Here is an 18,514-nt window from a genome sequence, read left to right on the forward strand (position 1 = left end):
TCAGACGCGATTGAGGAACTCGAGCACTCGGATGGTGAGCAACGCGGTCGCATCCGCGTCGTACGACGGGAGCGAACTGTCGGCGAAGTAGTGCTGATCGCCGGGGTACAGGAATAGCTCCGCGTCCTCGACCTTCTCCACGATCTCGCGGGCCGCGTCGATGTCGCCCTCCCCGACGAAGATCGGGTCGTTGTCCATACCGTGGATCTGGACCGCCACGCCATCAGGCCAAGGCCCGAAGGCCCACTCGCCGCTGATCGGCAGGCAAGAGTAGAAGAGCAGAGCTCCGCGGGCTCCGGGCCGCGTCTGTGCCAGCTTCTGTGCCGGCAGCACACCGAACGAGAACCCGGCGTAGACGAGTTCGGAAGGCAGTTCGTTCGCGACGCGGACCCCGCGCTCCCGCATTTCGTCGAATCCGACCTTGCCGATGTAGGCTAAGCCCTCGTCGATACTCTCGAACGTGCGTCCGTCGAACAGGTCCGGCATGTGCACGATGTGACCGGCGGCCCGCAAGTCGTCGGCGAACGCCCGCACACCCGAGGTCAACCCCTGTGCGTGGTGGAACAACAGGACCTCAGCCATATGGAGCCTCCGGGTGTGATGGTCGGGCGCACGTTTCATCACTCTACAGCGACGTCGCCCGACCTGGAAGAATGCGGACACGTTATAGAGATTTCGTCCCCAGCTAGTCTTGGCCGCTACCGAGTTCGTCGTGAACGACCCTGCCACCAAGCAGCGTCAGCACCGAGCGCAGCCTATGGATGTCGGATGCCGGCATTGTCAGATACGGCCTATCCAGGACGGCGATGTTAGCCATTTTTCCCGCCGACAAGCCGCCTCGCTCGTTTTCGTGAAAGGCAATCCAAGCGGCATTGTTGGTATAGAGCCTCAGCGCCTCATGCCGGTCGAGCAAGCATGGTTCGTTCCAATCGCCAGCGGGTTTTCACTTTGCCCGTGATCGGTGGTTGCCACATCGGCCGCCAGGTTCTACCATAGGTTTCTCTGTCGGTTATCACTTGGGTATCTTTGATGAGGCCCCCGATGAAGGTATTGCTCTCTACACTAGCGCTATCCGGCCACTTGATTTCTTCAGCCGTGGCCGAAGACGGGAAAATTCCAGCCTATTTCGTTCTGGATCAAACCTATGGAGGTGGCTTCGACACCGTCGCCTGGCAGGCCGCGATCGATGCCATCAAGGGTCATGGGAAGCTGGTGCATACTTACAATTTTGCTGGAGACAAACAGGTCGTCAGCCAAGCACAGCAGGACGTAGCCAAGGCAAACGCCCAAAAGCCGATCTACCTGGTGAATGAGAAAGTGGCCAAGGATTCCACCGAACTCCGGCAATCACTGGCCACGTTCAAGGAGCAGTTGCGGAACGATACGAATTCCAAGGGATCGCAGGTAGTCGCCGAATGGCCGATGTGTGCGCTCGTCGAGCAAGGGTCGGAAGGCGCGGTCCGAGGCATGCAGGGAGGCGTGATCCTGTTGATCGACCACCCGCAGGCCGCAGCTCATTGCTACGCGATGGTACAATCGTATTTCCTCACTCCGGCCGCACCGGACGGCAAGCGGGCCGCGCCGGTCAGCGTCGACGCTACGACCGTCGCGATGCAGGCGATGTTGCCGCCCATGAAGCTCGCCAGGCACATATTGGCCGATAAGGCGGCATCCAAACGGGGAGATTTTGTCGAGCGCCAGACAAACGTCTTTAAGCCGGGCGAAGAGATCTTCATCTATGCCTATTTAGAGAATGTCGGGCGGATCAACGTCGGCACGCCAATGTCAAGCTACGAGATCGGGCTCGATATCGAGGTGCGAGACCGTGCGGGCAAGGTTCTCAAGACATTCCCCAACGCGCACGTGTTCAAGGCCGAATCTCCCCCACCATTTCCGGTTTCCGCCAAGCATTTTACCAATTTCGCCACTGCCGGCATCGCCCTGCACGACCCAGGAGACTACGTCGTGGCATACATCTTCCGCGACCGCTCGCGCCCAGAAACGCCGCCGGTTACCGCCGCGTTCGAGGTGACTGTCAAGTAGTGGCCCCAGTCATTCGATGGCGTCGTGTTGCTCAGTCGCTTCAGAGCGTCGAGAGAATAACGAGATTGCCGGGCTAGCTTCCGTTGATGATCATAGTCGCGGCTTTTTCGGCGACCATCATCGTCGGGGCATTGATGTTTCCGGCCGTGATGTTGGGGAAGATCGAAGCGTCAACTATTCGCAAGCCATGCAACCCATGCACCTTTAGCGATGCATCGACGACTGCGGTTGAAGCATCCGGGCCCATCGCTGCGGTGCCGCACAGGTGATAAATTGAACCGCTATGCTCCCGAAAATAGTCCAGGAGCTCGGCGTCGGTGGAAGCTTCTGCAGAAGGAGGCATTTCGCTTGCAGTAATCGATTGCAGTGCCGGTGCGCTCATGATTTTGCGCGCAAGCCGACTTGCCTGAAGCGCCTCCGCCTCGTCATGGGCAGTCGTCAGGTAGTTGGGGTTGATGCGCGGTGCAACGGTGACATCGGGCGACGCGACCCTGACACTGCCTCGGCTTGTGGGCCTGCATGCATTGAACGCCAACAGGAAACCGGAATAGGGCTCCGGCTTCAGACCGGCGCGCGGGTCGGACGGAATGCGATAGGAAAGCGGGTTGAAATAGAGCTGGATATTCGGCCTCTCCTCGCCCGGCTCACCGCGCAGGAAGCCTCCGGCCTGGTTGACGCTGAGAGCCAAGGGACCGCGTCTTGTCAGCACGTAGCGCAGCGCCTGCCGCGCCTGACCGAACAGGTTCCCCAGCTCGTCGTTCAGCGTCGGAACCCTCGAGCGGTAGTAGAAGCTCGCACAAAGATGATCCTGAAGGTTTCTCCCAACCGCCGGCAAATGTCGGACGACGGGGATACCGAACGTTTGCAGCTCTCGGCCATCGCCGATACCGGAGAGCTGCAAGAGTTTCGGCGTATCGACCGCACCGGCACATAGGATCACCTCGTTCCGGGCGGAATAGGTTACCATCCCATCGGGTGTGGCAACCTCCACGCCGGTCGCCCTTCCCTGCTCGATGACGACCCTTCTGGCATGGCACTTGCGCAGGATGGAGAGGTTGGGGCGATTGAGAGCCGGCCGCAGATAGGCGAACGACGAGGACGAGCGCACGCCATTTCGCGTATTGATATCGTAAATCCCTGCGCCCTCGATCGACCCGCCATTGAAGTCGGTATTGAGCGGCAGTTGCAGTTCGGCACAGGCGGAAAGGAACCGCGCGGTAATCGGATGGGTCTGGTCGCGCATCGGCGTGACGTGGATGGGTCCGTCCCCGCCATGAAATTCGGACTGGCCATGCGCATGGGTTTCAAGCTTCTTGAAATAGGGCAGCACGTCCTCATGGCCCCAGCCGGGATTGCCGGCTTTAGCCCAGTCGTCGAAATCCGCCGCCGCGCCCCGCACGAAGATCATGGCGTTTATCGAACCCGAGCCACCTTGTACCTTGCCGCGCGGCGCATAGATGCGGCGGTTGTTCAGTGCGGCTTCCGGCTCGGTCCAGTACATCCAGTTGACGTTCGGGTCATAGTAGGACCGCACATAGCCGACGGGGATGCGAAACCACGGTGAACTGTCGTTGCCGCCCGCCTCGAGCAGCAGCACGCTGTGTTTGCCTGCCTCGCTCAGGCGCGCCGCAACGATACAGCCGGCGGATCCCGCCCCGACAATGATGTAGTCGTAAGTGGTCATGTGTTCCTCAACCGCGCGCCGGGGCAAATGCCTTGATGTCGGCGGGCTTGTCGTCCATCTGCAGGTGCAGACGCTTTCCTTCGTAGGGCGAGTGCTTTTCAACCACCTCGAGATTGAGCTCCACGCCGAGCCCCGGTTCGCAGGACGGGATGAGATAGCCATCGTCGAACTGCAACGGCGTCTTGAGGACGTCGGCGTAGAAGCCTGAGAAGTCGATGATCGCCTCGTGGATCAGGAAATTGGGGGTCGCCGCAGCGAGCTGGATGCTGGCCGCCGCCCCGATCGGTCCGTTGTAGAGGTGCGGCGCGATCTGCGCATAATGCGCCTCGGCCATGCCGGCGATCTTCTTTGCCTCCAGCAAGCCGCCGCACCGCGCGACGTTCATCTGCAGGATCGAGGCTGCGCCCGTTTCAAGCACGCGCTGGAACTCGTATTTGGTCGTCAGCCGCTCGCCCGTGGCAATGGGGATAGAGGTTGCCTTGGCAACAGATGCCATCGCTGCCTCCTGACCGGGCGGCACCGGCTCCTCGAACCAGAGCGGATCGTATTTTTCGAGCCGTCGCGCAAGGCGAATGGCCGAGGACGGCACCATCTGGCCATGTGTGCCGAAGAGCAGGTCGGCTCGCCCGCCGACCGCGGCACGGACCTTGGCGCAGAACTCTTCGCACCGCTCCATGACGCCAAGCGAAAGCTGGTGGCCGGAATAGGCGGTGTAGGGGCCGGCCGGATCGAACTTGACGGCGGTGAACCCCTTCGTGTCGACCATTTCCGCCGCGAAGTCGGCGGCAAGCTCTGGATCGTTGTAATCATATTCGCCGGCTGCATTCTTAGGGTAGAGATAGGTGTAGGCACGCAGCTTTTCGTGCACGAGGCCGCCCAGCAGCTTGTGCACCGGCCGGCCGGCAGCCTTGCCGATGATGTCCCAGCAGGCGACTTCGAGACCGGAGACGACGCCCATGATCGTCGGGTCCGGGCGCTGCGTGAAGCCGCTCGAATAGGCCGAACGCCAGAAGCGCTCGATATCGTGCGGATCGTGGCCGAGGAGATGGCGCTCGAACACATCCTCGATCAGCGGCACCAACGCGTTCGGATGGAAGGCGGTCGCGTAGATTTCCCCGACCCCTTCGATGCCGCACTTCGTGGTGAGCCTGACGAAGATCCAGTACATGCCGCCGATATGGGGCGGCGGGACGGCAACGACATGAACGGCGAGCGAAGCGATCTGCATGTTGAAGTTCCTTCTGACGAATCCGATCAGTGCTTCAGCACCACGAGACGAGTTTGTGTGAATTCGAGCATGCCGTGCTTGCCGTCATCGCCTCCGAGGCCCGAGCGCTTCCAGCCTGCATGGAACCCCTGATAGGGATCCGCCGGGAAGCGGTTCACATAGAGTTCGCCGGCCTCGATGGCGTCGGCAAAGCGCATGACCGTGCTGTAGTTATTGGTGAAGAGAACCGCACTCAGGCCGAACTGGTGATCGTTGGCAAGCGCCAGGGCTTCCTCGGCGCTCTCATAGGAAAGCACGGCGAGAACTGGGCCGAACACCTCTTCGGCGACGACGCCCATCTCCTGCCGGCAGTTGGAAAGCAGGGTTGGCGGGTAGTAGTTGCCCACGCCTTCCGGCAGTACGCCGCCAGCCTCGATGCGCGCCCCCTGCTCCACCGCATGGCGAACCATCGCGTGAACATTGGCCTGCGCCGATTTCGTTTCGAGTGGTCCCATGCGCGTCGCATCGCTGGCGCGGTCGCCGAACGCCCTTGCCGTAAAGCCGGCGCGAAGCCGATCGAGCAGCGCGTCGTGAATGGAATTGTGCACATAGACACGTTCCGGCGCCGTGCAGACCTGCCCGCAATGATTGGTCTTGGCGGCAACCAGCTGAGCGGCAACCGCATCGATATCCGCATCGGGTTCGACAATGACAGGTGTCTTGCCGCCGAGCTCCAGCGATGGCTTGGCGATATTCGCCTTGCAATATTCGAGAACGACGCGCCCGGCCTGCAGGCTACCGGTGAGCGTTATCATGCCGACCGACGGGTGGGTGCAAAGTGTCGCGGCGACGTCATGCGACATGGTCAAGATGTTGACCAGCCCGGCCGGAAGGTCCGCGTCGAGCGCCGCCTCGGCGATCTCGAAAGCGGAGGCAGGCGTCGAGTTGCTCGGCCGCACCACAACGGCGTTGCCGGCGATCAAAGCGGGCGCAACCTTGCGTACCAGCGTATAGACCGGAAAATTGAACGGGATGAGGCAGGCAACGACCCCGATCGGCTCGCGCTTCAGAAGCAAGGTCTCGCCCGGATTGTCGCTCTGGATCACTTCCCCCTCGATCCGGCGCGCCCACTCCGCATGATAGCGCATCAGCTCGACGCCATAGATCGCTTCTGCCGTGGCATCGGCAAGGCTCTTGCCGGACTCCAGAGCGAGCGCCGCGCCGATCTGGCCGGCGCGCGCCTCGATTGCCGCCGCGAAACGGCGCAAGGCATCCCCGCGGGCGATCGCCGGCAAGGCTTTCCACGCCTTCTGCGCTACGGCTGCGTTTTCGACCGCTGCGATTGCCTCCGGCGCGCTCGCCGCGGGCACCCTCGCAATGACCTCTCCGTTTGAGGGATCGAGCACCGGGACCAGGTCCGACGCGGGCTGAAACGCGCCGGCGACAAAGTTGCGATAGTCGGTCAAGACGATATCCTTTTATGTTTCCACCATAGGACAGGCTTCAGAACGTGTTCCGGCCGGGAGCCGCATCGAGCAATGTTCTTGTGTAGTGGTGGCTCGGGTCAAGGAGCACCTTCGCCGCCCCGCCCCGTTCGACGATCTCGCTCACCGAGGCATCAGAGATGAAGCGAATCGCGCTCGGCCCGCAGAGATTGTTTGCAGGTTCAGCCTGAAGGCTCGCCTTGACAAGACAGTATTCTGAACCACTTCCTGGCCTCGCCGTAGGCCAGAAGTTCGCTGATCACGAAGCAGCAGCCGTCATTGATCTGGAACTCTCTCACCGCCAGCGGCTTGCCGCTCCCCCACCAACAACGCTGTTTTTTCGGTGGCGTCGATTCTCGGCGGGCGATCGAGAAAGCGCCCAAAGAGGATCCGCCTCCCTGAGGCTCATATCGTATACAATATTTGTCTCTGATGTTGACAATATTCTATTTTAGCGCTTCCTTATTATAGCCCGTCACGCCATCTGGCGCCGGATGCCAAAAATGGGGAGTGAGATGATCAACAGACGCTCGACATTGAAATCGTTGGCGCTCAGCGCCGTTTCGATCCTGGCAATTGCAGTCGCAAGCACCTTTCCCGCGCAAGCGGAGAACAAGGAACTCAAGATTGGCTTCGTCGGCGTGACCAGCGGTCCCGCCGCGGCCTGGGGTACGTCAAACGTCCGCTCGATGCAGACGCGCGCAGATTGGCTCAACGAGGCCGGCGGCGTGAAGATCGGCGACGATACCTACAACATCACTATTGTGACCTTCGACGACCAGAAGGATCCTAAGCGGGCCATCGCCGGCATGGAGAAGATGGCCCAGGAGGGCATCCATTATGTCGTCGGACCCAATGTCGATGACGGCGCGGCGGCCGTTCGTCCTGTGGCGGAATCCAAGGGGATCATCTATTTCCCCTACGCCTTCCCGAAATCGCTTTATGTCGCACCGGCATCAAATGCGGTCCTCGGCATGGTCGCCAATTATCAGTCCGGACCGGCAATCTACAAATATCTGAAGGAAAACAAGAGCGTGAAGAAGGTGGCTTTCATCGCCGCCAACGAATCCGACCCGATCAGCCAGCGTGACAGCGGCGTCGCTGCCGCCAAGGAACTCGGGCTGGACGTGGTCGCCGAGACCGACACCTACCAGAACGACACACGCGACTTCACACCGGTGCTGACGCCGATCTTCCAGCTGAAACCGGATCTGCTCGTCCTGTCCGGTGTGGCCCCAGCCAACGCGCCGCTGTTGATCCGCGCGGCACGCGAACTCGGCTATGAGGGACTGATCTCGGCAGAAACGGCGCAGGACGCGACCGTGCTGCAGGAAGGCGCTGGCGAACTCGCCAACGGCTTCATCTCAGTCGGCGGTGCTTCGACGCCGGAGATCCGTACGCCACTGATGGAAGAGTTCATCGAACGCTACACCAAGAAGTTCGGCGAATACAACGATGAGTCCAACACCAAAGTCTACGCGCTCGAATACATCATCGAAACGCTCAAGGCGAACCCCAAGGCGATAGACGACGTGGAGGAGTTCAAGAAGACCATCGAGAGCTTCTCCGCACCCAATCCCTACGCCAAGGACAGCATGCTGAAATATGTCGGCATGACCTCCTTCGGCCAGAGGCGCCAGGTCTCCGTGCCGATGGTGGTGACCGAGTTCAAGGACGGCAAGTTCGAGACGTTGTTCGTCGGCGAAGTGGACTGACGTTGCCTGATTAAGTCAATCGAGGTTCGGGACCGATCCCGAACCTCTCCGGCGATCGGATTTTCCGCCATGGAACAGGTCATTGCCAACGGACTGTATCTGGGTGCCCAATATGCGCTGATCGCGCTCGGGCTGACACTGATCTTCGCGCTCATGAACGTTCTCAACTTCGCGCATGGGCAGATGTACGTGCTGGGCGGCTTCGTGACGTACTCGATCTACGGTCAGCTCAAGCTGCCCTTCGTGCTTGCGCTGATCTGTTCTGGGGTATCGCTGGCGATCGTCGGCGCGCTGATGGAGAAATTCCTTTTCCGGCCGGTGATCCGACGCAGCAAGCGCGAGGAAAGCACGATGCTGCTCGCCGCTGCCATCGCATTTTTCCTCGATGCCCTCATATTGCTGCTGTTCGGCGAGAAACAGCGCGGCGTGCCGAAAATCGTCAGCGGCGTTTTCATCTCAGACAGTGTGATCTTGCCGTACGATCGCATCGTCGTCGGCCTGATCGCGATACTGATGATCGCCGCCTTCATGCTCTACATGCAATACAGCAAACCGGGCCGCGCCATGCGGGCGCTGGCACAAGACCGCATTGCCGCGCAGCTGATGGGTGTCAAGGTCGAGCGCTATTCCATGATCGGCTTCGCGCTCGGGGCAATGCTCGCCGGTGTCGTCGGCGGCTTGCTCGTCAGTATCACCGGTGTCAATTCCGGCATCGGCGGACCGATTTCGATCAAGGCGTTTCTGATGGTGATGATCGGCGGCGCCGGCGTAGTTGGCGGCGCAATTGCCGGTGGTTTCATCCTCGGGATGATGGAATCGGTCGGTCTAACCGTGCTGCGCGAATATGGCGACGTCACCTATCTCGTCATCTTCGCGCTGCTCATGGTCTTCCTGAGCATCCGCCCGAACGGGCTGATGGGCAAACCGTGGGGCTGATGCCATGCGCAAATCGTCGACCGTCAGGATCGTCGCCGCCACCCTGTTCTTGTTGTCGCTGCTTGTGGCTGTTCCGCTGCTGATCAGCGCCACCGGCCGGAGCGACCTCTATTACACGCTGACCTCGGTCGCCCTTCTCAGCATCATCAGCGCGGGCGTGTGGATCACCTTCTATATCGGCCGCATCAATATCGGCCAAGGCGCCTACGCGTTGATGGGCGGCTATGTCTCCGCCGTCCTGGTGACGAATTACGGCGTGTCGTTCTGGCTGACCCTGCCTCTGGCGGGCCTGTTCTGTGCCGTTGCAAGTGTTCTCATAGGCCTGCCTATTCTGCGCCTGCGTGGCGTCTATTTTGCCATGGTGTCGCTGGTGTTGACGGAAGTCGCGCGCCTGCTTGCGCTTGCTATGCCGATCACCAACGGCGCCAAAGGCATCGTCAGCATCCCCCTACCGACCAGCATCAGCCTTTTCGGCATCACCCTCGTCCCGGATTTCTCGAGCCTCGCCAATCCCCGACTTGCCTTCTACATCGTCGCTGTATTGTTGATGGCGCTTTGCTTCCTCGGTCTCTATCGGCTCGCCCATTCGCGCATCGGACAGCTCTGCCAATCGCTGCAGCAGAACGAGGAGCTTGCCTCGTCGATCGGCGTCAATATCGCCTACCTCCGCGTAGTCGCATATGCGCTCTCGTCTTTCCTCGGCGGCGTCGGTGGGGCGATGTTCGCATCGATCTCCCAGTCGATCTATCCGTCGAGCTTCACGGTCGCCGACTCGGTCAATTTCATGCTCAATTGCTTCCTCGGCGGGCTTGGCTATGTGCTCGGACCGATGCTTGGAACCTTTGTCCTCTATTTCGGTTGGGACGTGCTGTTCCAGGCGGGCGAATTCCAGCTCCTGATCTTCTCGACAGTGCTGATCGCGCTGATGCTGATCCTGCCCAACGGTCTACTGAGCCTAGCCCTGCCCGGCAAGAGGAGCGGCTAGCACCATGACCGACATTCTCGAAGTCAGCGGCCTTACCAAACGTTTCGGCGGACTCGTCGCGGTTAACGACGTCTCCTTTTCGGTGCGCGAGCGCGAGATCCTTTCGGTCATCGGGCCGAACGGCGCCGGCAAGTCGACGCTGTTCAAGCTGATCGCCTCCTTCCTGCGGCCGACCGAAGGCGAGGTGAGGTTCAAGGGCGAGCGGATCTCCGGGCTGTCGCCGCACATCACCGCTCGAAAAGGTGTGGTGCGGACATTCCAGGAGACCACAATCTTCAAAGACATGACCGTGCGCGACAACGTCGTTACGGCTCACCATCTGCGGTCCCGCGCCAGCCTCATCGGCTTCTACTTCGGCAGTGCATCGGCGCGCAGCGATCTGGACGCCTTCGGCAGATCCGCCGACGAGATCCTCGCCTTCCTTGGACTGGGAGCGATGGAGGCCGAGATCGCCAGCAACCTGCCCCACGGGCACCTGCGGGCGCTCGGCATCGCCATCGCGCTTGCCACCGATCCGACCGTCGTCCTGCTCGATGAGCCCTTCGCGGGGATGAACCACGACGAGACCAAGCGCGCGGTCGAAATCGTGCGCAAGCTGCGCGAACGCGGCATTACCGTGCTCCTGGTTGAACACGATATGCCGGCCGTCATGAACATTTCCGACCGCATCGTCGTACTCAACTTCGGCCAGAAGATCGCCGAGGGTACCCCGGCGGAAATCCAGCAGAACCCTAAGGTCATCGAAGCCTATCTCGGTGCCGAAGACGAATCGATCGGATTGTAGGCGATGGAACCACTTCTCAAATTCGATGACGTCGAACTCTATTACGACCACGTCTATGCCCTGAAAGGCGTGTCGATCGAAGTTAAGGAAGGCGAGACCGTCGCGCTGATCGGCGCCAACGGGGCGGGCAAGTCGTCGATTCTGCGTGCTATCACCGGCCTCAGAAAGATCCGTAAGGGTGAGATCCGCTATCGCGGCAACCGCATTGACGGCATCGCGCCGGATGAGATTGTCCGCATGGGCATCTCCATGGTGCCGGAAGCGCGTCGTGTCTTCCCTTTCATGACGGTGCGCGACAATCTTCTAATGGGTGCCTTCACGCGCTCCGACAAGGCCGAGATACAGCAAAGTATGGAGATGGTGTTGACGCGCTTCCCGCGGCTCAAGGAGCGCTACTCGCAGCAGGCGGGGACGATGAGCGGTGGCGAGCAGCAGATGCTGGTGATCGGCCGAGCGCTGATGGCGCGCCCACGTTTGCTGCTGCTCGACGAACCGTCGCTTGGCGTCGCGCCGAAGTTGGTCCAGGACATCGCGCGGTCGATCGTGGCGATCAATCGCGACGAAAAGGTCAGCGTGCTGCTTGTCGAGCAGAACTCGCGCATGGCGCTGCGGATCTCCCAGCGCGCCTACGCGTTGACGATCGGCAAGGTGGCGCTCAGCGGAAATTCGGTCGAGTTGCTGAATGACGACCGCGTCAGGCATCTCTATCTCGGCGGCGAAGTGTAGGTAGGACCGGACATGCGCATCCTTGTCATAAATCCCAACACGACGACCTCGATGACCGGCAAGATCGGCAAGGCAGCAAAGATCGCGGCGTCGGCCAGAACCAGGATCATCGCGGTCAATCCCAAAGACGGCCCACCAAGCATCGAGGGCTATTTCGATGAGGCCTTCGTGGTGCCTGGCATTCTCGCCGAAATGTTCAAGGCAGGCGATATGGACGCCTATGTGATCGCATGTTTTGACGATACCGGTCTCGATGCTGCGCGCTGCGCTACAAGCGCACCCGTGATTGGAATAGGCGAAGCGGCGTTTCACGTTGCAACGTTGATTGCCGGTAAGTTCAGCGTCGTCACGACGCTCGCGCGATCAGTACCGGCGATCGAGCATAATCTATCGAAATACGGCCTGTCCTCGCGCTGCGCCAAGGTGAGGGCGTCGGATGTTGCCGTACTCGATCTAGAAGAGCCGGGTTCTGAAGCCCGCCAAAAGATCTCGGTTGAAATTGCCCGTGCGATCGCCGAAGACAAAGCAGAAGCGATCGTACTCGGTTGTGCCGGGATGGCCGATTTGGCCGACCAGCTTTCGAGCGAGTACGGGGTGCCGGTGCTTGACGGTGTGGCCTGCGCGGTCAAGCTTGCCGAAGCCATCTGCGCTTTGGGTCTGAGAACCTCGAAGGTCGGCGGTTATGCCACGCCACTCGTCAAGCAATTTGCCGGTCACTACGCGCCATTGTCGCCGGGGTTGAGCAAGCTTCAATAAGGATGCATCGGGATGCCCAAGGACGTTGTTCGTCGGCGAGCGAGACAAAAGAACAGCCCACCAGAAACGATGATTATGTCGCCGATCCTCGATCCGGAAATCCAAAATCGGATGCCAGCCACGCGTTGGTCGCCGATCTATTACGGCCTCCGGGACGCAATCGTCGCACATCGGCTCGCCCCGGGCACGAAGCTGCCGGAAGACGAGCTTGCATCGATCTACTCGGTCAGCCGCACGGTGATCCGGGCCGCCCTTCAGGCGCTGGCCCACGACCGCCTCGTCCGACTCGAACCTAATCGCGGTGCCTTTGTTGCTCAGCCGTCGACCCGAGAAGCGCGCGAGGTCTTCGAAGCGCGCGCGTTGATCGAACCCAAAGTCGCCGCACTTGCCGCGGAAGTGGCTAAACCGGAGGACATATTGCTGCTGCGCCGCCATCTCGACAAGGAGCATGAGGCGCTGCATGCCGGCCGCGACAGCGACGCGATCATGTTATCGGCGCGATTTCATGTGGGTATCGCGGAAATCGCCGGCCATTGCGTTCTGACCGACTTCGTCCGTGATCTCGTTTCGCACTCCTCGCTGATTATTGCCCTTTACTGGAAGCGGCGCGACACAACCTGCGAAAGCCACGCGCATCATGCGCTCGTCGACGCCATTGAGGCAGGCGAATCCGCTAAGGCTGCCGACCTGATGAAGGAACATCTGCTTGACCTCCTGTCGGGCCTGGAGCTCGCTCGGCCGGCGGGCAATCCGAAGAGCCTCGCAGAAATGCTACGCTGATTTGCCGCTGGGAACGGCCACTGGGCTGGCAAAAACATCAAGGCGACGAACGGAAGAAGTCTTTGCTTCATGGACGGGTCGCTTCCGCCTTGCGGAAAGGCCGGTGTGACGGTTCCTGTGGCGACGCACTGCCCGATCACCGGTCTCATACGGCGCCGCGCGTCTTGTCAGACGCACAAAGGTCGCTGTAGCGAAAGCGCCCGACCTTGACTCGCATTGGCGTTGGGTCCGCCGAGGCGATTCCGCCGAACCGCTCAGGTATCCGGCAACGTAAACACGGCGCAAGGCGCCGCGATGCCGCGCAGCACGTGCTCGCCCAGCGACACCAGCGGCGTGATGGTCTCGGCGGCGACCGCGCCCGAGATCAGCACCGACCGGCCGAGCGGCCGGCACAGGCCCTCGAGTCGGCTAACCAAATTTACCGCGGGGCCGATTGCGGTGAAGTCCAGCCGGTCGGCCGTGCCGATATTGCCCCACAGCATTTCTCCGAGATGCAGTGCCGCGCCGAAGGGCAGCGGCGGCAGCCCCTCTGCCTGTCGCAGGGCATCGAGGTGGGCCATGCCTGCGCGGGCGGCGGCGACTGCTCGCAGCGCCGCTTCGCAGGCGTCGACCGGTGCACTGGCAACGGGGAAGATTGCCAGCACGCCATCGCCGACAAACTTCAGCACCTCGCCTCCGAAGGCGTGTATCGCACCGGCAACGCGGTCGAACCAGGCGTCGAGGACTGCGATCATTGCCGCAGGGTCCGTCACCTCGGAAAGGGCGGTGAAGTTCCGTAGATCGGCGCAAAGCAGCACAGCGCGGATGGTTTCTCCGGTGCCGCGGTGCAGCGCGCCTGCCTGCACCCGGGCGGCACTGCGTCGGCCGAGATAGGCCTCGAGCAGCGTTGCAAGGGCCGCCCGCTCGGCCAAGGCAGCCAAGGGCGCGGTGGCGAAGCGCGCGGTCTGCCGCAGTCGGTCGATCTCAGCAACGTCGAACGGACGCGCCCCGGCCCAACCCAGCAATCGTCCGTCCGGCTCCGGACCAACCGTGTCCTCGTGCACCGGGCCAAGCGCACTCAGCCAATCGCCACCAGCCTGGCTTTGCGGGCTGTCGGCAAAGCCCAGTGCCTCGATCACTGCACCGGTCTCGGCCCGCCACAGCCAGGTGCGGCGGGTAACAATCGGATGGGGCACTGCCAGTGTCAGGGTACCGCCGACCAACGGAAAGCCGTCAGCCAGCAGCCGGCCGCCGAGTTCGGCCAAGAACCGGTCGGGGCCAGGCGAGGCGCTGGCCTCGTCCACCAGCCAGGCGAGGTGTGTGGGCAGATCCATGCACGATCATACCGTCAGGTTCCCCAACCTGTCATCCGTGCAAGTGGTAGCGCAGTTTGCACAGCGGGCATATCATCGTGGAAGGAGCTGATCCGATAGCCGTCAATTCTGCGCCGCAGTCTGGGCAGATCATAGCAACCAAAGGGGAAGCCGATGCAAGAGGCCCTCATCGTCCGCCGTGAAGCACACATCCCGGCTCCGCCCGCCGCGGTGTTCGCTCTACTGACCGATCCTGAGAAAATCCTGCGCTGGATGGGAACGGAGGCGCAGATCGAGCCGCAGCGCGGCGGGCTCTACCTCGTCAATGTCACCGGGGCCCGTTTCGCTCGTGGTTCCTTCCGCGAGGTGGTGCCGGTGCACCGCCTGGTATACAGCTTCGGCTGGGAAGACAGCGAAGTGGTGCCGCCGGCCTCAAGCCTTGTCGAGATCGACCTCGTCGAACAACCACCGGACGGAACGCTGCTTCGCCTTACCCACACGGGCCTGCCCAGTGCCGAGCAGTGCGTCGGTCACGCGGAAGGCTGGGCCCATTACCTCGACCGGTTGGCCGAGGTTGCCGGCGGGCGTGATCCGGGGCCGGATCCCTGGCACGGCCGCACCGGCAACGAGTGACTGCTTTCCGCGGCTACGATCGCGGCCCGCGAAGCTTTGTTGATGGGGCACGCCCCGACGTTTGAGCGACGAGGATTTCCGTGCCCCTGTTCGCCAGGTCATGGCGACCGAGCGCGCTGATGCCACCCGTCCGCCGGTGGTGGTTATGCCCGGGCCTTCGAGAGCGGGAGTCCCGGGCGTTATTTGAACGACTTATGCGCTTGATCAAGGGCGCCCTCCTCTCGGTGTTGCCCCTTAGAGCGTCGGATAGTCCGTATATCCCATGCCCGTCCCGCCAAAGAATGTGTCACGATCCGCCTCGTTCATTTGCGCGTCAGCTCTGAGGCGATCGATGAAGTCCGGGTTTGCAAGGACCATCTGACCATAGGCTTCCATCTCGGCCAGACCGGACTCGATATCAGCGCCAATCTGATCACGCGGGCGTCCGGGCCGGTTGAGGATCAGGGCTTGATGCCACAGCGTCCGGATATCGGCCACGAGCTGTTCATTGCCGCTGTGCATGATGTGGAGGTAGACCAGCCCGAGCTTGTCGAGTTCAGCCACCAGATGACGATAGAGGTCGGGTCCTTGCGCACCCTCGTCGATGCCCCACATTGTGATGCCCGGCGAGAGACGTATCGCAGTGCGGTCTGCACCGATCTCCTCGGCGATCGCCTTGGCAACCTCTATGGCGAAGCGGGCGCGATTCTCGTTCGAGCCGCCGTATTCGTCCGTCCGAACGTTGGCGCTTGCAGCAAGAAACTGCTGGACAAGATAGCCGTTTGCGGCATGGATTTCGACACCGTCCGCTCCGGCCTCTATCGCGCGGCGGGCAGCGAAACGGAAATCCTGGACGGCCTGACGAACCTCTTCTGTCGTCAGGGCGCGGGGCACAGGAATATCCTGCATGCCCTTCGCAGTGAACATCGGTGTGCCCGGTGCGATGGCGGAAGGTGCAACACCCTGGCGATGATGCGGAGTATTGTCGGGATGCGACATGCGCCCGGCATGCATGAGCTGGAAGAAGATGCGACCACCATTTTCGTGGACGGCGGCCGTTACCTGTTTCCACGCCGCGACATGTGCGTTGGTGTAAATGCCAGGTGTCGTCAGATAGCCTTGCCCATCCTCGGACGGCTGCGTGCCTTCGGTGACGATCAGGCCAAGGCTGGCACGCTGAGCGTAGTATTCGGCGGCCAGCTCGCCCGGCGTTCCATCCACATTGGCTCTGGACCGTGTCATGGGAGCCATGACCAGGCGGTTCGGGGTGTTGAAGCGGCCGAGTGCGATGGGTTTGAAGATATCGTTCATATCCATATTCCTTGTTGGATTGGTTCTCGGGGAATATGGGCTTGATCACCTGTGGGATAACCACAACTAATTGGAAATCATTATCCAGCCAGTGGAGCAATTCCTTGGACTATCTGAACGACATGGCGCTGTTCGTCGAGGTGGTAAAAACGCGCAGTTTCCGCCGGGCGGCCGACGCGCTTGGAATGCCGAACTCGACGCTCTCGCGCCGCATCAGCCTCCTCGAACAAGGAATTGGACTGAGGCTCATGAACAGGACGACCCGAAAGATCGAGCTAACTGAAGCCGGACAACTATACTATGAAAGATGCAGCCGGATCGTAGAGGAAGCACGGATCGCCTACGAGGAGCTGGGAGACATGGTCGCACAGCCATCCGGTATCCTGAGGGTTTCGCTTCCGGTCGATTTCGCGACCACATACATTGCTCCGCTGTTGCCGGAGTTTTCGGTTAGGTATCCGGGCATCAGCTTCGATTTCGATCTCACGCCGCGCAATGTGGACCTCGTTAGCGAGCCGTTCGATCTCGCAATCCGGATGGGAATGCCTGAAGGCTCGACCCTGATTAGCCGCGTGATCGCCCGGATTTCCGCGCAGTTCTATGCCTCGCCCGCATACCTTGAGGCGAACGGTACGCCATCCCACCCCCTGGATCTCGGAAAACATCAGTGCCTTACTATGCCAACGATGCCGACGTGGACGTCCTATGCGGGAAATGAAACCCAAGAGGTGAAGATCGGGAGCCGTTTTCGTATGAACAGCGTTTCCATGATCCGGCAACTGGCGGGCCTTGGAATGGGAATTGCCTTCCTTCCAGAACGCATCGTCGCTGACGATCTCAAAGCAGGGAAGCTGAAAAGTATCCTTCCCATATGGCAGGGAGCCCCCATATCGGTTCACGTAGTAACAGAAACGCGACTGTTACCTGCCAAGACCCAAAGATTCATCGAGTTTGTCGGGGAAAAACTTCGGAATGTCTGAGCCCATTCCCTCGACCGGTTGGCCGAGGTTGCCGGCTGCATTGGCTTGTGGTCGCGCAGCGATCAAAGGATGAACCCGTTAGGCGAGCATGCTGGGTACGGGATCGCTTATGATTCTGAATTCACCGTCGCAAAGGCGGTAGAACCCGTCTTGAGGAACGGGCAACTCCAACATTTCGCGCTTCGAAAGACCGGAATACACGCCGCGCACCAATCTACCAAACAGCCCATGAGAAACTGCTACGGTTGGTCCACGTATATCCGCGATCCAGTCCTTTGCCCGGGAGCACGCAGCATCGAAGCTCTCTCCGTCCGGAGACTTGAAATACCAGTCAAAAGCGTCGGAGCCATCCAGCATTCCCGGAAACTCGTTGTCGATCTCGAACCTAGTCATTCCGTCACAATAACCGACCGAGACCTCCATCAGACGGGCTTCTTCGTGTGTTACCAGTGGCAGCACCTGATTCACGCGATCTGCAGTTTGCCGCGTTCGGCCTAGGGGGCTGACGTGCATTTGGAATGATTGCCTACTTTCCGATATTTCCTTCTGAAGGAGTTTCGCGACGCGATCCGCCTGTTCGATGCCGCGCTCCGTGAGGGGCGAATCTTTCTGGCCCTGGAACCGACCCAAGGTGTTCCAAATGGTCTCGCCATGGCGAAGCAGGTAAATCATCAATGTTGCCCCAGACGAAGTCGTGCGTTGGATTAAGTGCGTTATTGGACCGAAGGGTCCGCCACTTGTCACGGCTAACTTGCGCGTCACATCGATGAAGATTGGCGGCCCCAACGTTTGGCGTAGATTGGTTGCATTTCCTACTTCAATTCGCGCTTTTTGAAAAACGTATTGTCGCTGCGAAAGAAGTTCGACAAGCACGACCGCCTCGTTCGGGTCGAGACCGATTTGAGCTTCATCGTTCGTTTTCTCCATACGGCCTCCGCTGGTGATGATGGATCGTTATGAGCATGACGAGTTCTACCAGCCGCCAAATTCAAGACAGTACAACGTAAAACACCTCCGGATTGCTCCGGAGGTGTTTTGAAGAATTGCGTCGCGCCGCCGACAAAGGGCGCTCTTGCAGATCAGGCAGACAGTGCCTTGAACTCGGAGAGGATGGCTTCGCCCATTTCGACGGTTCCGACCTGGCGTGCGCCTTCGGCCATGATGTCGCCGGTGCGGATGCCCTTGTCGAGCACGGTGGCGATCGCCTTTTCCAGGTTGT

18 protein-coding genes and 1 pseudogene are annotated in these 18,514 nt (G+C 60.7%); 10 read left to right on the plus strand and 9 right to left on the minus strand.

All coding sequences use genetic code 11. The annotated features are described in order from the left end of the window. Positions 1 to 582 (minus strand): dienelactone hydrolase family protein, encoded by a 582-nt coding sequence (locus tag C6558_RS37665; protein ID WP_107028727.1) that lies wholly within the window; start codon positions 580 to 582, stop codon positions 1 to 3. Positions 583 to 685: 103 nt separating this feature from the next. Then, the gene (locus tag C6558_RS37670) at positions 686 to 913 is read right to left on the minus strand and encodes an amidohydrolase family protein (protein ID WP_107028728.1); all 228 of its coding nucleotides are present in this window, start codon (positions 911 to 913) and stop codon (positions 686 to 688) included. A gap of 128 nt (positions 914 to 1,041) precedes the next feature. Between C6558_RS37670 and C6558_RS37675 the strand changes: the two genes are divergently transcribed. Beyond that, positions 1,042 to 2,043 (plus strand): hypothetical protein, encoded by a 1,002-nt coding sequence (locus C6558_RS37675; protein WP_146160969.1) that lies wholly within the window; start codon positions 1,042 to 1,044, stop codon positions 2,041 to 2,043. Positions 2,044 to 2,116: 73 nt separating this feature from the next. Here the strand turns inward: C6558_RS37675 and C6558_RS37680 are convergent, their stop codons facing one another. From C6558_RS37680 to C6558_RS37690, 3 genes are read right to left on the minus strand one after another with little or no spacing between them, the layout of a single operon-like run. After that, positions 2,117 to 3,727, minus strand: a complete 1,611-nt coding sequence (locus C6558_RS37680) for a GMC family oxidoreductase (protein ID WP_107028730.1) — start codon at positions 3,725 to 3,727, stop codon at positions 2,117 to 2,119. Between the two features lie 7 nt (positions 3,728 to 3,734). Beyond that, positions 3,735 to 4,955, minus strand: coding sequence for a mandelate racemase/muconate lactonizing enzyme family protein (locus C6558_RS37685; RefSeq protein WP_057210424.1), 1,221 nt, complete (start codon positions 4,953 to 4,955; stop codon positions 3,735 to 3,737). Between the two features lie 26 nt (positions 4,956 to 4,981). Beyond that, positions 4,982 to 6,400: an aldehyde dehydrogenase family protein gene (locus C6558_RS37690; RefSeq protein WP_107028731.1), complete on the minus strand. Its 1,419-nt coding sequence runs from the start codon at positions 6,398 to 6,400 to the stop codon at positions 4,982 to 4,984. Between the two features lie 533 nt (positions 6,401 to 6,933). On the opposite strand from C6558_RS37690, the gene C6558_RS37700 reads away from it, so the two are divergent. From C6558_RS37700 to C6558_RS37730, 7 genes are all read left to right on the plus strand, one after another. Then, complete coding sequence (locus tag C6558_RS37700; RefSeq protein ID WP_107028732.1) at positions 6,934 to 8,133, plus strand: ABC transporter substrate-binding protein; 1,200 nt, start codon at positions 6,934 to 6,936, stop codon at positions 8,131 to 8,133. A 69-nt stretch (positions 8,134 to 8,202) separates the two neighbouring features. Further along, complete coding sequence (locus tag C6558_RS37705; protein ID WP_057210430.1) at positions 8,203 to 9,069, plus strand: branched-chain amino acid ABC transporter permease; 867 nt, start codon at positions 8,203 to 8,205, stop codon at positions 9,067 to 9,069. 4 nt (positions 9,070 to 9,073) lie between these two features. Continuing rightward, positions 9,074 to 10,054, plus strand: a complete 981-nt coding sequence (locus tag C6558_RS37710) for a branched-chain amino acid ABC transporter permease (protein ID WP_057210432.1) — start codon at positions 9,074 to 9,076, stop codon at positions 10,052 to 10,054. Positions 10,055 to 10,058: 4 nt separating this feature from the next. After that, positions 10,059 to 10,838, plus strand: a complete 780-nt coding sequence (locus tag C6558_RS37715) for an ABC transporter ATP-binding protein (RefSeq protein WP_107028733.1) — start codon at positions 10,059 to 10,061, stop codon at positions 10,836 to 10,838. A 3-nt stretch (positions 10,839 to 10,841) separates the two neighbouring features. After that, positions 10,842 to 11,564: an ABC transporter ATP-binding protein gene (locus tag C6558_RS37720; protein WP_057210435.1), complete on the plus strand. Its 723-nt coding sequence runs from the start codon at positions 10,842 to 10,844 to the stop codon at positions 11,562 to 11,564. Positions 11,565 to 11,576: 12 nt separating this feature from the next. After that, a complete protein-coding gene (locus C6558_RS37725) occupies positions 11,577 to 12,320 on the plus strand; it encodes an aspartate/glutamate racemase family protein (RefSeq protein WP_057210437.1) in 744 nt (247 codons plus the stop codon). Between the two features lie 75 nt (positions 12,321 to 12,395). Continuing rightward, positions 12,396 to 13,100, plus strand: coding sequence for a GntR family transcriptional regulator (locus C6558_RS37730; RefSeq protein ID WP_057210455.1), 705 nt, complete (start codon positions 12,396 to 12,398; stop codon positions 13,098 to 13,100). A 254-nt stretch (positions 13,101 to 13,354) separates the two neighbouring features. Here C6558_RS37730 and C6558_RS37735 read toward each other — a convergent pair whose 3' ends face one another. Beyond that, entirely contained in the window at positions 13,355 to 14,413 is a 1,059-nt protein-coding gene (locus tag C6558_RS37735; RefSeq protein ID WP_107028735.1) for an adenylate/guanylate cyclase domain-containing protein, read from the minus strand. Positions 14,414 to 14,566: 153 nt separating this feature from the next. Here C6558_RS37735 and C6558_RS37740 point away from each other — a divergent pair, with 153 nt between their 5' ends. Continuing rightward, positions 14,567 to 15,025 (plus strand): SRPBCC family protein, encoded by a 459-nt coding sequence (locus C6558_RS37740; RefSeq protein WP_057210441.1) that lies wholly within the window; start codon positions 14,567 to 14,569, stop codon positions 15,023 to 15,025. A 234-nt stretch (positions 15,026 to 15,259) separates the two neighbouring features. Here C6558_RS37740 and C6558_RS37745 read toward each other — a convergent pair whose 3' ends face one another. Next, positions 15,260 to 16,315: an alkene reductase gene (locus tag C6558_RS37745; protein WP_107028736.1), complete on the minus strand. Its 1,056-nt coding sequence runs from the start codon at positions 16,313 to 16,315 to the stop codon at positions 15,260 to 15,262. Between the two features lie 104 nt (positions 16,316 to 16,419). On the opposite strand from C6558_RS37745, the gene C6558_RS37750 reads away from it, so the two are divergent. Beyond that, the gene (locus C6558_RS37750; protein ID WP_057210445.1) at positions 16,420 to 17,295 is read left to right on the plus strand and encodes a LysR family transcriptional regulator; all 876 of its coding nucleotides are present in this window, start codon (positions 16,420 to 16,422) and stop codon (positions 17,293 to 17,295) included. Positions 17,296 to 17,373: 78 nt separating this feature from the next. On the opposite strand, the gene C6558_RS37755 is transcribed toward C6558_RS37750, so the two are convergent. Continuing rightward, positions 17,374 to 17,967, minus strand: a complete 594-nt coding sequence (locus C6558_RS37755) for a histidine phosphatase family protein (protein ID WP_107028737.1) — start codon at positions 17,965 to 17,967, stop codon at positions 17,374 to 17,376. Positions 17,968 to 18,374: 407 nt separating this feature from the next. Next, positions 18,375 to 18,514 (minus strand): annotated as a pseudogene (locus C6558_RS37760) (isocitrate/isopropylmalate family dehydrogenase); the annotation flags it as partial.

The sequence above is a fragment of the Ensifer sp. NM-2 genome (assembly GCF_003024455.1).
GTDB classification, from domain to species: Bacteria; Pseudomonadota; Alphaproteobacteria; order Rhizobiales; family Rhizobiaceae; genus Ensifer; species Ensifer canadensis.

Coding starts and splice junctions, on each gene's coding strand:
- C6558_RS37705 (WP_057210430.1), top strand. CDS start 8,203: ATGGAACAGGTCATTGCCAACGGACTGTATCTGGGTGCCCAATATGCG.
- C6558_RS37735 (WP_107028735.1), bottom strand. CDS start 14,413: ATGGATCTGCCCACACACCTCGCCTGGCTGGTGGACGAGGCCAGCGCC.
- C6558_RS37745 (WP_107028736.1), bottom strand. CDS start 16,315: ATGAACGATATCTTCAAACCCATCGCACTCGGCCGCTTCAACACCCCG.
- C6558_RS37700 (WP_107028732.1), top strand. CDS start 6,934: ATGATCAACAGACGCTCGACATTGAAATCGTTGGCGCTCAGCGCCGTT.
- C6558_RS37665 (WP_107028727.1), bottom strand. CDS start 582: ATGGCTGAGGTCCTGTTGTTCCACCACGCACAGGGGTTGACCTCGGGT.
- C6558_RS37680 (WP_107028730.1), bottom strand. CDS start 3,727: ATGACCACTTACGACTACATCATTGTCGGGGCGGGATCCGCCGGCTGT.
- C6558_RS37685 (WP_057210424.1), bottom strand. CDS start 4,955: ATGCAGATCGCTTCGCTCGCCGTTCATGTCGTTGCCGTCCCGCCGCCC.
- C6558_RS37710 (WP_057210432.1), top strand. CDS start 9,074: ATGCGCAAATCGTCGACCGTCAGGATCGTCGCCGCCACCCTGTTCTTG.
- C6558_RS37720 (WP_057210435.1), top strand. CDS start 10,842: ATGGAACCACTTCTCAAATTCGATGACGTCGAACTCTATTACGACCAC.
- C6558_RS37755 (WP_107028737.1), bottom strand. CDS start 17,967: ATGATTTACCTGCTTCGCCATGGCGAGACCATTTGGAACACCTTGGGT.
- C6558_RS37725 (WP_057210437.1), top strand. CDS start 11,577: ATGCGCATCCTTGTCATAAATCCCAACACGACGACCTCGATGACCGGC.
- C6558_RS37730 (WP_057210455.1), top strand. CDS start 12,396: ATGTCGCCGATCCTCGATCCGGAAATCCAAAATCGGATGCCAGCCACG.
- C6558_RS37715 (WP_107028733.1), top strand. CDS start 10,059: ATGACCGACATTCTCGAAGTCAGCGGCCTTACCAAACGTTTCGGCGGA.
- C6558_RS37740 (WP_057210441.1), top strand. CDS start 14,567: ATGCAAGAGGCCCTCATCGTCCGCCGTGAAGCACACATCCCGGCTCCG.
- C6558_RS37675 (WP_146160969.1), top strand. CDS start 1,042: ATGAAGGTATTGCTCTCTACACTAGCGCTATCCGGCCACTTGATTTCT.